This is a genomic window from Pseudomonas sp. S10E 269, assembly GCF_002798465.1.
Classification (GTDB): Bacteria; Pseudomonadota; Gammaproteobacteria; order Pseudomonadales; family Pseudomonadaceae; genus Aquipseudomonas; species Aquipseudomonas pergaminensis.
The window spans coordinates 3956725-3970298 of the sequence record NZ_PHIJ01000001.1; the positions used below are offsets into that span (position 1 = coordinate 3956725).

Here is a 13574-nt window from a genome sequence, read left to right on the forward strand (position 1 = left end):
TGTCAGGCCGTCATCGCTGGCAAGCCAGCGCCTACAGGGGGTGGGGTGGTTTGCAACTGCCGCATTTGCTCACACCCCCACAACACCCGCTCCGGCGTCGCTGGCGCATCGATCTTGGGTTGATGGCGATAGTCACCCAGGCTCGCCACCGCGTCCTTGATCGCGCACCACGAAGCAATCCCCAGCATGAACGGCGGTTCGCCCACGGCCTTGGAATGGAACACCGTGTCTTCCGGGTTCTTGCGGTTTTCCACCAGCTTCACCCGCAGGTCCAGCGGCATGTCGGCCACGGCCGGGATCTTGTAGCTAGCCGGGCCATTGGTCATCAGCTTGCCCTTGTTGTTCCACACCAGCTCTTCCATGGTCAGCCAGCCCATACCCTGGATAAACCCGCCTTCTACCTGGCCAATGTCGATGGCCGGGTTCAGCGAGGCGCCGACGTCGTGGAGGATGTCGGTGCGTAGCATCTTGTATTCGCCGGTCATGGTGTCGACGATCACTTCGCAGCACGCCGCACCGAACGCGAAGTAGTAGAACGGCCGACCACGGGACTGGCTGCGGTCATAGAAGATTTTCGGGGTCTTGTAGAAGCCGGTGCTCGACAGCGAGACCTGGGCAAAATACGCCTGTTGGATCAACGCTTCGAAGGTGAGGATCTGGTCACGCACGCGCACGTGACTGTTGTGGAACTCCACATCCGCTTCGCTCACGTCGTATTTGCGTGCGGCGAATTCCACCAGGCGTTGCTTGATGGTTTCGGCGGCGTTCTGCGCAGCCTTGCCGTTCAGGTCGGCACCGCTGGAGGCCGCCGTTGGTGAGGTGTTGGGCACCTTGTCAGTGTTGGTGGCGGTGATCTGTACACGGTCGATGTCCACCTGGAACACCTCGGCCACCACTTGCGCGACCTTGGTGTTCAGGCCCTGGCCCATTTCGGTGCCACCGTGGTTCAAGTGGATGCTGCCGTCGGTGTAGATATGGATCAACGCACCGGCCTGGTTGAGGAAGCTGGCGGTAAACGAAATACCGAACTTCACCGGGGTCAATGCCAGGCCTTTCTTCAGGATCGGGCTGTGGGCGTTGTACAGGCGAATCGCTTCGCGGCGTTCGGCGTATTGGCTGCTGGCCTCAAGCTCGGCGGTCATCTCTTCGAGCATGTTGTGCTCGACTGTCTGGTAGTAGTGGGTGACGTTGCGCTCGGTCTTGCCGTAATAGTTGGCCTTGCGCACCGCCAGTGGGTCCAGCGCCAGATGGCGAGCGATGGCGTCCATCACTTCCTCGATGGCAACCATGCCTTGCGGGCCGCCGAAACCACGGTAGGCGGTGTTGGACGCGGTGTTGGTCTTGCAGCGATGGCCGTTGACCGTGGCATCGCCCAGGTAATACGAATTGTCAGCGTGGAACATCGCACGGTCGACAATCGAGTTGGACAGGTCCGGCGAACAGCCGCAGTTGCCCGCCAGCTCCAGGTTGATCCCGTGCAGGCGCCCTGTGTCGTCGAAGCCCACGTCGTATTCGATATAGAAGGGGTGGCGCTTGCCGGTCATCAACATGTCTTCGACGCGCGGCAGGCGCATCTTGGTCGGCTGGCCAGTCAGGCGCGCCACCACCGCACACAGGCATGCGGGGCTGGCGGCCTGGGTTTCCTTGCCGCCGAAACCACCGCCCATGCGGCGCATGTCGACCACGATCTTGTTCATCGATACGTCCAGCACTTCGGCCACCAGCTTCTGCACTTCGGTGGGGTTCTGCGTGGAGCAGTAGACAATCATGCCGCCGTCTTCGGTGGGCATTACCGAGGAAATCTGGGTTTCCAGGTAAAAGTGTTCCTGGCCGCCGATATGTAGCGTGCCCTGGATGCGGTTTTTTGCGGTGGCCAAGGCGCCGGCCGAATCGCCGCGCTGGTGGGTGTGGCTGTCGAGTACGAAATGTTTTTTCCGGAAGGCCTCGACCACGTCCAGCACCGGTTCCAGGTCTTCGTATTCGATCACGGCTGCCATGGCGGCCTTGCGTGCGGTTTCCAGGTCGCGGGCGGCGACCGCCAGTACGACCTGGCCGACAAACTGCACGGTGTCGATCGCCAGCAATGGATCGCCCGGCATCAATGGGCCGATGTCTTTCAGCCCCGGCACGTCTTCGTGGGTGATGACAATGCGCACGCCTTCAAAGGCATAGCAGGGCGTGGTGTCGATGCTGATGATGCGGGCGTGGGCACGGTCGGACATGCGCGCATACAGATGCAGCTGGTTAGGGAATTCCAGGCGATCATCGATGTACTGCGCTTCGCCGGACACGTGCTTGGCGGCGCTGTCATGCTTGACGCTGCGACCGACCCCGGAGGTGAGGTCCTGGGCGAACAGCTCGGCGAGTTCGGCCTGGGTTTTAACGACGGCGTGATGGTTAGACATAAGCGGTCACCCGAGTCTCGATGTGCGGCGTTTGCAGTTCGATGAAGTATTTGCGCAGCAGGTTCTGCGCGCTGAGCAGGCGGTATTCCTTGCTGGCGCGGAAGTCCGACAGCGGAGTGAAATCCTCGGCCAGGGCGGCGCAGGCTTTCTCCACGGTGGCGCTGTTCCAGGTGGCGCCGAGCAACGCGGCTTCGCAGCTTTTGGCGCGCTTGGGGGTGGCGGCCATGCCGCCGAACGCCACGCGGGCCTCGCTGATCACACCGTTGTCGATCTTCAGATTGAACGCGGCGCAGACGGCGGAAATATCATCGTCCAGACGCTTGGAGACTTTGTAGGCGCGGAACAACGTGTGGCCTTTCGGTACGATGATCTTCTCGATGAACTCGCTGTCCTGGCGGGCAGTGACGCGGTAATCGATGAAATAGTCTTCTAGCGCCAAGGTGCGGCGTGTCTCGCCCTTGCACAGCACAATCTGCGCGCCGAGGGCGATCAGCAGCGGCGGTGAGTCCCCAATCGGCGAGGCGTTGCCAATGTTGCCGCCCAAGGTGCCCTGGTTGCGGATCTGCAGGGAAGCGAAGCGGTGCAGCAGCTCGCCGAAATCCGGGTAGGCGTGGTGCAAGGCGGTGTAGCAGTCGGAGAGGGCGGCGGCGGCGCCGATTTCCAGGCGGTCATCGAAGTCTTCGATGCGCTTCATTTCTTCAATGTTGCCGACGTAGATCATCACCGGCAGCGTACGGTGGAACTGGGTGACTTCCAGCGCCAGGTCGGTGCCGCCCGCCAGCAGGCGGGCTTGTGGGTAGGCGTCATAGAGGTCGGCCAGGTCGGCGACGGTCAGCGGCACCAGGCAGCGTTTGTCGCCACTGTTGAGTTCACCGGTTTGGGTCGGCGCGATGGCTTTGAGACGGGCGATGGTCTCGGCCTGGCGGCTGTCGAACTGGTCCTGGGGCTTGTTGCAGCAGGCCTGTTCGGCGGCGGCAAGAATCGGGCGATAACCGGTGCAGCGGCACAGGTTGCCGGCCAGGGCTTCATGGGCTTTCTGGCTGTCGGGAGCGTCGCTGTTCTTTTGCAGGGCGAACAGCGACATCACAAAGCCTGGGGTGCAAAAGCCGCATTGCGACCCGTGGCACTCCACCATGGCCTGTTGCACGCTGTGCAGTTGGCCCTGGTGCTTGAGGTCTTCGACGCTGATCAGTTGTTTGCCGTGCAACGACGACACAAAGGTCAGGCACGAGTTGAGGCTGCGATAACGGATCTGCTCGGCGCCTTGAGCATCGGTATGCAGCTCGCCGACCACCACCGTACAGGCTCCGCAGTCGCCGCTGGCGCAGCCTTCCTTGGTGCCGGATTTGCCCACGTGCTCGCGCAAATAGTTGAGCACGGTCAGGTTGGGGTCCAGGGCGTGCTCGCTACGGAGTTCCTGGTTAAGTAAAAACTGGATCACGGAAGGCCTCGCAGACTCATTATTGTTGTTAACCGCTTTGCGCCGAATCTAGTCATGTCTGACTTTTCGGTCAATGATTTTCTGACCAGAAGGTCAAGAAATTGCGATCGCAACACATTCAATTATGGTCCAGTCTTCTGGAACCGTTGTTTTTGGCGGCTTATGGGCTTTGCGTGTTGCTTATTTCATGCCAAATTCGCCACGGTGGGCGTAGCGCCATCAGCGGGCCAATGCGCTACACTGCCGCGCTTGTACCGATAGAAGATTTTGAAGGGAAAACATGACGTTCAAGGCGCCGGACAGTCTCGCCGAGCAAATTGCTCACCACCTCGCCGAACGCATCATTCGCGGCGATCTCAAGCCTGGGGAGCGGATCCAGGAGCAAAAGGTCACGCTGGCACTCAATGTCAGCCGTGGTTCCGTGCGCGAAGCCTTGCTGATCCTCGAACGCCGCCACCTGATCGCGATCCTGCCGCGCCGGGGCGCCCACGTCACCGAACTCACCGCGCACAAGGTGCAGAGCCTGTGCACCTTGATGGGTGAGTTGTACATCCTGCTCGGCAATGCGGTCGCCCAGGGTTGGCAGGTGCAGGCCGACATGGCGCCGTTCCTGCAGATCCAGCAGCGCCTGGTGAGCAGCTTCGAGCGCCAGGATATCCGTGCTTTCGTCGAAGAAAGCTTCAACGTGATGCGCGCCGCGTACCCCTTCGCCAATAACCCTTATTTGCAGGAAACCGTCGAGAACCTGCAGCCGGCGATGAACCGCGCCTATTACCTGGCGCTGGATCAACGCAAGGCCTCCATGAGCGAGTACCTGGCATTATTCGAACAGCTGCTCGCCGCCGTGCTGGCGCGTGACTTGGTGCAGATTCGCCAAGTGCTGTCGGCTTACGGCCAGCGCAGCTGCTCGCTGGTCATCGCAGCGTTGGCGGACGCCTAAGCGTGCGGCTCAAGTGCATCAAACTGGCGGGGTTCAAATCCTTCGTCGACCCGACCACGGTGAACTTCCCCAGTAACATGGCGGCGGTGGTCGGGCCCAATGGTTGCGGCAAGTCGAACATTATCGACGCCGTCCGTTGGGTGATGGGCGAGAGCTCGGCCAAGAATCTGCGTGGCGAGTCGATGACCGACGTCATCTTCAACGGCTCCACCAGCCGCAAGCCGGTGAGCCAGGCGAGCATCGAACTGGTGTTCGATAACTCCGACGGCACCTTGATTGGTGAGTACGCGGCCTACGCGGAAATCTCCATTCGCCGCAAAGTGACGCGCGACAGCCAGAACAGTTACTTCCTCAACGGCACCAAGTGTCGCCGTCGGGACATCACCGATATCTTCCTCGGCACCGGCCTGGGCCCGCGCAGCTATTCGATCATCGAGCAGGGCATGATCTCCAAGCTGATCGAAGCCAAGCCCGAAGACCTGCGTAACTTCATCGAGGAAGCGGCTGGCATCTCCAAGTACAAGGAGCGCCGCCGCGAGACCGAAAACCGTATCCGCCGCACCCACGAGAACCTCGCTCGCCTGACCGACCTGCGCGAAGAGCTGGAGCGCCAGTTGGAGCGCCTGCACCGCCAGGCCCAGGCTGCCGAGAAGTATCAGGAATATAAAGGCGAGGAGCGCCAGCTCAAGGCGCAACTGTCGGCCCTGCGCTGGCAGGCGCTGAATGACCAGGTGGGCCAGCGTGAAGCGATCATCGGCACCCAGGAAATCAGCTTTGAAGCCCTGGTGGCCGAGCAGCGCAACGCCGACGCCAGCATCGAACGCCTGCGTGACGGTCATCATGACCTGTCCGAGCGCTTCAATCTGGTGCAGGGCCGCTTCTACTCGGTGGGGGGCGACATTGCCCGCGTGGAGCAGAGCATCCAGCACGGCCAGCAGCGCCTGCGCCAGTTGCAGGATGATTTGAAGGAAGCCGAGCGCGCGCGCCTGGAAACCGAATCGCACCTGGGCCACGACCGCACCTTGCTGCTGACCCTCGGCGAAGAACTCGACATGCTCACCCCCGAGCAGGAAATCACCAGCGCCGCCGCCGAAGAAGCCGCCGCCGCACTGGAAGAATCCGAAACCACCATGCACAGCTGGCAGGAGCAGTGGGACACCTTCAACCTGAAGTCCGCCGAGCCACGCCGGCAGGCCGAAGTGCAGCAGTCACGCATCCAGCAGTTGGAAACCAGCATGGAGCGTTTGGCCGAGCGCCAGCGTCGTCTGCAGGAAGAGCGCGTGTTGCTCGCCGCCGACCCGGAAGACGCGGCGATCATGGAGCTGAGCGAGCAACTGGCCGAAAGCGAAATGACGCTGGAAGAGCTGGAAGCCAGCGAAGAACAACAAGTGGAGCGCCTGGAGCAATTGCGTCAGCAACTGCAACAGGCGACCCAGGCGCAGCAACAGGCCCAGGGCGATTTGCAGCGGCTCAATGGTCGGCTTGCGTCTCTCGAAGCCTTGCAGCAAGCCGCCTTGGACCCCGGTACCGGCACCGCCGAGTGGCTGCGTGACCAGCATCTGGCCGAGCGCCCGCGCTTGGCGGAAGGCTTGAAGGTAGAGGCAGGTTGGGAGTTGGCGGTTGAAACGGTCCTGGGTGCCGACCTTCAAGCCGTGCTGGTGGATGATTTTGGCGGTTTCGACCTGGCCGGTTTCGCCCAGGGCGATTTGCGTCTGCTCAGCCCGGCCGCCGATGGCACGCGGGTGCCGGGCAGTTTGCTGGATAAGGTTGAGGCGGCGATTGATCTGTCACCATGGCTGGGCCAGGTCAAGCCGGTCGAATCCCTGGAGCAGGCCCTGGCCCAACGCGGCCAACTGGCGGCCGGCGAAAGCCTGATCAGTCGCGACGGCTACTGGGTCGGCCGCCACTTCCTGCGCGTACGCCGCGCCAGTGAAGCGGAAAGCGGCGTGTTGGCCCGTGGCCAGGAAATCGTCAACCTGATCGCCGAGCGTGAAGAGCGCGAAGCGACCCTGGAAAGCCTGGAAACCGAACTGCAAACCCTGCGCGCCACCCAGCGCCAGCAAGAGACTGGCCGCGAACACTTGCGCCGCCTGTTGCAGGACGAAGCGCGCCAGCAAGGCGAATTGAAAGCCCAGCTCTCCGCGAGCAAAGCCAAGGTCGAGCAACTGACCCTGCGCCGCACCCGGCTCGACGAAGAAGTCGCCGAGATGGGCGAACAACGCGCCCTCGAACACGAACAGATCGGCGAAGCACGCTTGCACCTGCAGGAAGCCCTCGACAGCATGGCGCTGGACACCGAGCAGCGTGAACTGCTGCTGGCCCAGCGCGACAGCCTGCGCGAGCGCCTCGACCGCGTGCGCCAGGAGGCTCGCCAGCACAAGGATCACGCCCACCAGTTGGCGGTGCGCCTGGGTTCGCTCAAGGCCCAGCACGCGTCCACGGCCCAGGCCCTTGAGCGCCTGGAGATGCAGTCTGAACGCCTGACCGAAAAGCGCGAGCAACTGAGCCTCAACCTGGAGGAGGGCGAAGCACCGCTGGAAGAGCTGCGCCTCAAGCTCGAAGAGTTGCTCGACAAGCGCATGACCGTCGACGAAGAACTCAAGACCGCGCAGATCGCCCTGGAAGACGCCGACCGCGAACTGCGTGACGCCGAAAAACGCCGGACCCAGGCCGAGCAGCAATCCCAGCTGATCCGCGGCCAGCTCGAACAACAACGCATGGAATGGCAAGCCCTGACCGTGCGCCGCAAGACCCTGCAAGACCAATTGCTTGAAGACGGCTACGACCTGCACGGCGTGCTCAATACCCTGACCGCCCAGGCGAACGAGAAAGAAGCCGAAGAAGAACTTGAGCGCATTGCCGCGCGTATCCAGCGCCTGGGCGCGATCAACCTCGCGGCCATTGACGAATACCAGCAGCAATCCGAACGTAAACGTTATCTGGACGCCCAGGACGCCGATCTGGTGGAAGCCCTGGACACCCTGGAAAACGTGATCCGCAAGATCGACAAGGAAACCCGCAACCGCTTCAAAGATACCTTTGATCAGATTAATGGCGGTTTACAGGCCTTATTCCCAAAAGTTTTCGGCGGTGGCAGCGCTTACTTGGAACTGACGGGCGAAGATCTACTCGATACAGGGGTGACGATCATGGCGCGGCCTCCGGGCAAGAAGAACAGCACCATCCATTTGTTGTCCGGCGGCGAGAAAGCCCTGACCGCATTGGCCCTGGTATTTGCGATCTTCAAGTTGAACCCGGCGCCGTTCTGCATGCTCGACGAAGTTGACGCCCCGCTGGATGACGCTAACGTTGGACGGTACGCGCGGTTGGTGAAGGAGATGTCCCAGACCGTGCAGTTCATCTATATCACCCACAATAAGATCGCCATGGAAATGGCGGATCAACTGATGGGGGTCACGATGCATGAACCGGGTTGTTCGCGCCTGGTGGCGGTGGATGTAGAAGAAGCGATGGCGATGGTGGAGTCTTGATCCATGCCAGCAAAGAATTTTGATAGCGCGCGGTAAGACGCTTTACCGGTCTGGCGAAAGTGGCAAATGGACATATTTGTTCAAGGCATTTTGACAGACGGTGTAAAGTTATCTTTGGTCGTGCTAGTTTAATGTCAAATTTTCGTATGCGTGGGCAAAACGTCAGTCAGAACATAGAGTTGGCGCCACGTTTTAAAGCGGTTTGCACGTTGCTAAACCCCTTATTTTTCAGCATTTTTTATTAGAGGCACGGGATTACATGGAAATCGGTCTGCGCGAGTGGCTGATCGTCATCGGCATTATTGTCATTGCCGGTATTCTTTTTGATGGCTGGCGCCGGATGCGCGGTGGCAAGGGCAAGCTCAAATTCCGTCTGGACCGCAACCTGTCCAACTTGCCTGACGACGACGGCAGCGCCGAGCTGCTGGGGCCGCCCCGTGTGCTGGATACGCACAAAGAACCGCAACTGGACGAGCACGACCTGCCGTCGATGAGCGCCCCCGTGCGTGAAGCCCGCGAGCCGTCCTCCAAGCGTGGCAAGCGCGCCGCGCCTGTGGTGGCAGAGCCGCGCCAGGCTGACCTGGACCTGGACGTCGATGACGGCCCTGGCTTCAGCAGCCGCGACGATGATTTCCCAGACGAAAACGCTGGCAAGAATGCCCCGCGCCAGTCCGTGAACGACCAGCCGGCCGCCGAAGAAGTGCTGGTGATCAGCGTGATCTGCCGCGACGCCGCTGGCTTCAAGGGCCCGGCGCTGTTGCAGAACATCCTCGAAAGCGGCCTGCGGTTTGGCGAGATGGATATTTTCCACCGTCACGAAAGCATGGCCGGCAACGGTGAAGTGCTGTTCTCCATGGCCAACGCGGTCAAGCCGGGCACCTTCGACCTGGACGATATCGACCTGTTCAGCACCCCGGCGGTGAGTTTCTTCCTCGGTTTGCCAGGCCCGCGTCACCCGAAACAGGCGTTCGACGTGATGGTGGCCGCAGCCCGCAAGCTGTCCCAGGAACTGAACGGCGAGCTCAAGGACGATCAACGCAGCGTCCTCACCGCGCAAACCATCGAACATTACCGTCAGCGCATCGTCGAGTTCGAGCGTCGCGCCCTGACACAGAAACGCTGAGGATTGGTCTTCAGCGTTGTCAGTAGAATAAGCGCACTAACATATTGAGCAGCTTCGGCTGCTCTTTTGCTTTCTGAGAGAACACCCATGACCGCCGCCCACATCCGCATCCTCGAACTGCGCGCTGAACTGGATCAGCACAACTACCGTTACCACGTCCTCGACGAGCCGAGCATCCCGGACGCCGAGTACGACCGGCTGTTCCACGAGCTCAAGGCCCTGGAAGCCGAGCACCCGGACCTGGTCACGCGCGATTCGCCGACACAGCGGGTCGGCAGTGCGGCGTTGTCGGCGTTCACCCAGGTGAGGCACGAGATTCCGATGCTCAGCCTCGGTAACGCCTTTGATGAAGCCACCATGCTTGAGTTTGATCGCCGGGTCACCGAAGGCCTCGACCTGCCGGTGGGTGATCTGTTCGGGGGCGGCGCGGCCGTTGAGTACAGCTGCGAACCGAAACTGGATGGTCTGGCGGTCAGCCTGTTGTATCAGGACGGCGAACTGGTACGCGGCGCCACCCGAGGCGACGGCACCACCGGCGAAGACATCAGCGTCAACGTGCGCACCGTGCGCAATATTCCGTTGAAACTGCACGGCAGCGGTTGGCCAGCGACCCTGGAAGTGCGTGGCGAAGTGTTCATGTCCAAGGCCGGTTTCGAACGGCTCAACGCCTCGCAACTGGAGGTCGGCGGCAAGACTTTCGCCAACCCGCGCAACGCGGCGGCGGGCAGCTTGCGCCAACTGGACTCGAAGATCACCGCCAGTCGCCCGTTGGAATTCTGCTGCTACGGTGTCACCACCGACATCAGTGACACCCATATCGGCAACCTGCAACAACTGAAGAAATGGGGCATGCCGATCAGCCATGAGCTGAAACTCGCCAAGGGGATCCAGGATTGTCTGGACTACTACCGTGACATCGGCGAACGGCGTAACAGCCTGCCGTATGAAATCGACGGCGTGGTGTTCAAGGTCAACAGCATTGCTTCGCAGCGCGAACTGGGCTTCCGCGCCCGCGAACCGCGCTGGGCCATCGCGCATAAATTCCCGGCCATGGAAGAGCTGACCGAACTGCTCGACGTGGAATTCCAGGTCGGCCGCACCGGCGCTGTCACGCCGGTGGCGCGGCTCAAGCCGGTCAAGGTCGCGGGTGTGACCGTGTCCAACGCTACCTTGCATAACATGGATGAAGTCGCGCGCCTGGGCCTGATGATCGGCGACACCGTGATCATCCGCCGCGCCGGCGATGTGATCCCGCAGGTGGTCTCCGTGGTGGCCGAGCGCCGCCCGGAAAACGCCCGCGCCGTGCAGATCCCCGAGAGCTGCCCGGTGTGCGGCTCCCACGTGGAGCGCACGCAACTGGTCAAGCGCAGCAAGGGCAAGGAAACCGTCAGCGAAGGCGCGGTGTACCGCTGCGTCGGCCGCCTGGCCTGTGGTGCACAGCTCAAGCAGGCGATCATTCATTTCGTCTCGCGTCGCGCCATGGACATCGACGGCCTGGGCGACAAGACCATCGAGCAGTTGGTGGATGAAAAACTCATCGGCTCGCCCGCAGACCTCTACAAGCTCAAGTACGAGCAGATCATCGACCTGGAAGGCTTCGCCGATATCTCCAGCAAGAAGCTGATCACCGCCATCGAAAACAGCAAGACCCCGACCCTGGCACGGTTTATCTACGCCCTGGGCATTCCCGACGTGGGCGAGGAGACGGCCAAGGTGCTGGCGCGCTCGCTGGCCTCCCTGGAGCGTGTGCAGAAGGCCTTGCCGGAAGTGCTGACGTACTTGCCGGACGTGGGCCTGGAAGTGGCGCACGAGATTCACAGCTTCTTCGAGGACAGCCACAACCAGGATGTGATCGGCGCGCTGCTGTCGCCGCAGGAATGCGCCTTGCAGTTGCAGGATCAGGGCGAGCTGAGCGCCGAGTTCGCCGCCAGCACCACCCTGGGTGGCTTGCTCGACAAGCTGCACGTTCCGAGCGTCGGCCCCGGCGCGGCGCAGAAGCTGGCGGACAAATTCGTCACCCTTGAAGGTGTGATCAAGGCCGACTGGCTGGATATGCGCCAAGCCCTGCCCGAGAAGCAGGCCAAGGCCGTGCGCGAGTTCTTCGATAATGCAGACAACGCCAACCACGCCCTGGCCATCGAGCAGCAGCTCAAGGATTTCGGCATGCACTGGCTGAGCGAGAAGAAAGTCGTGGAAGGTTTGCCTGAAGCAGGGCACACCTGGGTGCTCACCGGTTCCCTGGAGCTGATGAGCCGTGACGTGGCCAAGGACAAGCTCGAAAGCCTCGGTGCCAAGGTAGCGGGTTCCGTCTCGGCGAAGACCCACTGCGTAGTGGCGGGGCCGGGCGCCGGTTCGAAACTGGCCAAGGCCAACGAGTTGGGCCTGAAGGTATTGGACGAAGAGGCTTTCGTCGCCTTCCTCGCCAAGCACAACATCACTGTCTGATGTGGACTGTGGGGTAAACAAGCGTGTTGTGGTGAGCGGGCTTGCTGTGGTGAGCGGGCTTGCCCCGCGCTGGGTGGCGAAGCCGCCCCAACAAGGACGCCGAAGTGTTTCGGATAGACCGAAGTGCCGGGTTTGGGGCCGCTACGCAGCCCAGCGCGGGGCAAGCCCGCTCACTACAACAATGTGGAACGATTCTGAAGCGAAAGTGATCTAGTCTCAGTCACCCAGGGAGAGATCGCCATGTTTCGCTACTTCGAGCAACTCAGTTCGCGCATTGCCGCACCGTTCGTGGCCGGCTCGTCTCGTGACAGCAAGGTCTGGCAGTGCCGTTGCGGCCAATCCCTGTTCTTTCGCAACAGCCAGTGCCTGGCCTGCCAGGCGCTGCTGGGCTACCAACCCCAACAAGCCCGGTTGGACTCCCTGCGGCCCGGCCCGGTGGAAGGCACCTGGCTGCAAGATGGCAACCTTGACGCCGGCGCTTTCCGTCGCTGCGCCAACCTCGACACGCCGGCCGCCTGCAATTGGCTGATCCCGGCTCACAGCACCGCGCCGCTGTGCGTGGCCTGCAGCCTCAATCGCACCATCCCTGACCTGTCGATCGTAGAAAACCATGAGCGCTGGCGCAAAGTCGAAACCGCCAAGCGCCGCTTGGTCGCGCAATTGATCAGCCTTGGCCTGCAAGTGGTGCCCAAGAGTGTCGACGAAGACAACGGTCTGGCCTTCGACTTCGTCGGTATCGACCTGGAGGGCAACGCGCCGATGACGGGCCACGCGAATGGCTTGATCACCCTCGACATCAAGGAAGCCGACGACGCCCACCGTGAAAAGGTGCGCGTACAAATGCGCGAACCCTACCGCACGCTGCTCGGTCACTTTCGCCATGAGGTAGGCCACTATTACTGGGATCGCCTGATCGCGAATACCCACTGGCTCGAACCGTTTCGCGCCCTGTTCGGCGACGAACGCGCCAGTTACGCCGAAGCCCTCGATCAGCATTATCAAAACGGCCCGCGCCCTGACTGGCAGCAAACCTGCGTCAGCGCCTACGCCACCATGCACCCCTGGGAAGACTGGGCCGAAACCTGGGCCCATTACCTGCACATGATGGACGCCGTCGACACCGCCCTCGGCTTTGGCATGAGCGCCCGCGAGATGGACCTGGATTACCAACCCTTCCCCCTCAGCACGCTCTACGACCCCGAGCACCCCGGCGGCGCGGCGTTCCTGTCGTTCGTCAACGCCTGGATTGAACTGGCCGGCATGCTCAACGAACTGTCACGTAGCATGGGCCAGCCGGATTTCTATCCTTTCGTGCTGCCTCCGGCGGTAATCGCTAAGCTGCACTTCATCCACCTGGTGATCCAGGAGGAAGGTGGCCGCGCAGACGAAGCCGTCACCCTGTAGGAGTCGGCTCGCCGGCGATGGCGTCCTCGCGATAGACACAAGTGCTTGAACCATCGGATATTTTTAATCCGGCCCCAACGGTTGTAACTTCCGATGAGATCGGTACAATGGCCCCGCTTGCCGAGAGGCAGGCGTCGTTATGGTGACCCCATCGGTCCCCCCGCAACGATTACCCGTGAACCTGGTCAGAGCCGGAAGGCAGCAGCCACAGCGGGAACATTGTGTGCCGGGGTGTGGCTGGTGGGGTTGCCTCCATAACGCTCTTCCTTGCAATACCTCCTCAAACTCAATTCAAAAAATGCTTTCACGCCATCTGCCATCGGGC

Annotated in this window: 7 protein-coding genes and 1 other RNA gene; 6 read left to right on the forward strand and 2 right to left on the reverse strand. The window is 61.6% G+C overall.

Annotated elements, in window-relative coordinates; genetic code table 11:
- Window positions 1–2: 2 nt before the first annotated feature.
- Window positions 3–2405, reverse strand: a complete 2403-nt coding sequence (gene xdhB, locus CWC48_RS18450) for a xanthine dehydrogenase molybdopterin binding subunit (RefSeq protein WP_100492342.1) — start codon at window positions 2403–2405, stop codon at window positions 3–5.
- Window positions 2398–3846, reverse strand: coding sequence for a xanthine dehydrogenase small subunit (gene xdhA, locus CWC48_RS18455; protein WP_100492343.1), 1449 nt, complete (start codon window positions 3844–3846; stop codon window positions 2398–2400). Before xdhA ends, xdhB begins: the two co-directional genes overlap by 8 nt.
- 280 nt (window positions 3847–4126) lie before the next feature.
- On the opposite strand from xdhA, the gene CWC48_RS18460 reads away from it, so the two are divergent.
- The 6 genes from CWC48_RS18460 (at window position 4127) to ffs (ending at window position 13495) form a co-directional block, all read left to right on the forward strand.
- Entirely contained in the window at window positions 4127–4786 is a 660-nt protein-coding gene (locus CWC48_RS18460; RefSeq protein WP_099493597.1) for a GntR family transcriptional regulator, read from the forward strand.
- Window positions 4787–4788: 2 nt separating this feature from the next.
- Entirely contained in the window at window positions 4789–8277 is a 3489-nt protein-coding gene (smc, locus tag CWC48_RS18465) for a chromosome segregation protein SMC (protein WP_078049732.1), read from the forward strand.
- 259 nt (window positions 8278–8536) lie between these two features.
- Window positions 8537–9400, forward strand: a complete 864-nt coding sequence (gene zipA / locus CWC48_RS18470) for a cell division protein ZipA (protein ID WP_078049731.1) — start codon at window positions 8537–8539, stop codon at window positions 9398–9400.
- An 87-nt stretch (window positions 9401–9487) separates the two neighbouring features.
- Window positions 9488–11845, forward strand: a complete 2358-nt coding sequence (ligA, locus tag CWC48_RS18475; protein WP_100492344.1) for an NAD-dependent DNA ligase LigA — start codon at window positions 9488–9490, stop codon at window positions 11843–11845.
- A 240-nt stretch (window positions 11846–12085) separates the two neighbouring features.
- A complete protein-coding gene (locus tag CWC48_RS18480) occupies window positions 12086–13249 on the forward strand; it encodes a putative zinc-binding metallopeptidase (RefSeq protein ID WP_100492345.1) in 1164 nt (387 codons plus the stop codon).
- A gap of 149 nt (window positions 13250–13398) precedes the next feature.
- Window positions 13399–13495, forward strand: an RNA gene (ffs, locus tag CWC48_RS18485) — signal recognition particle sRNA small type.
- Window positions 13496–13574 lie beyond the last annotated feature (79 nt).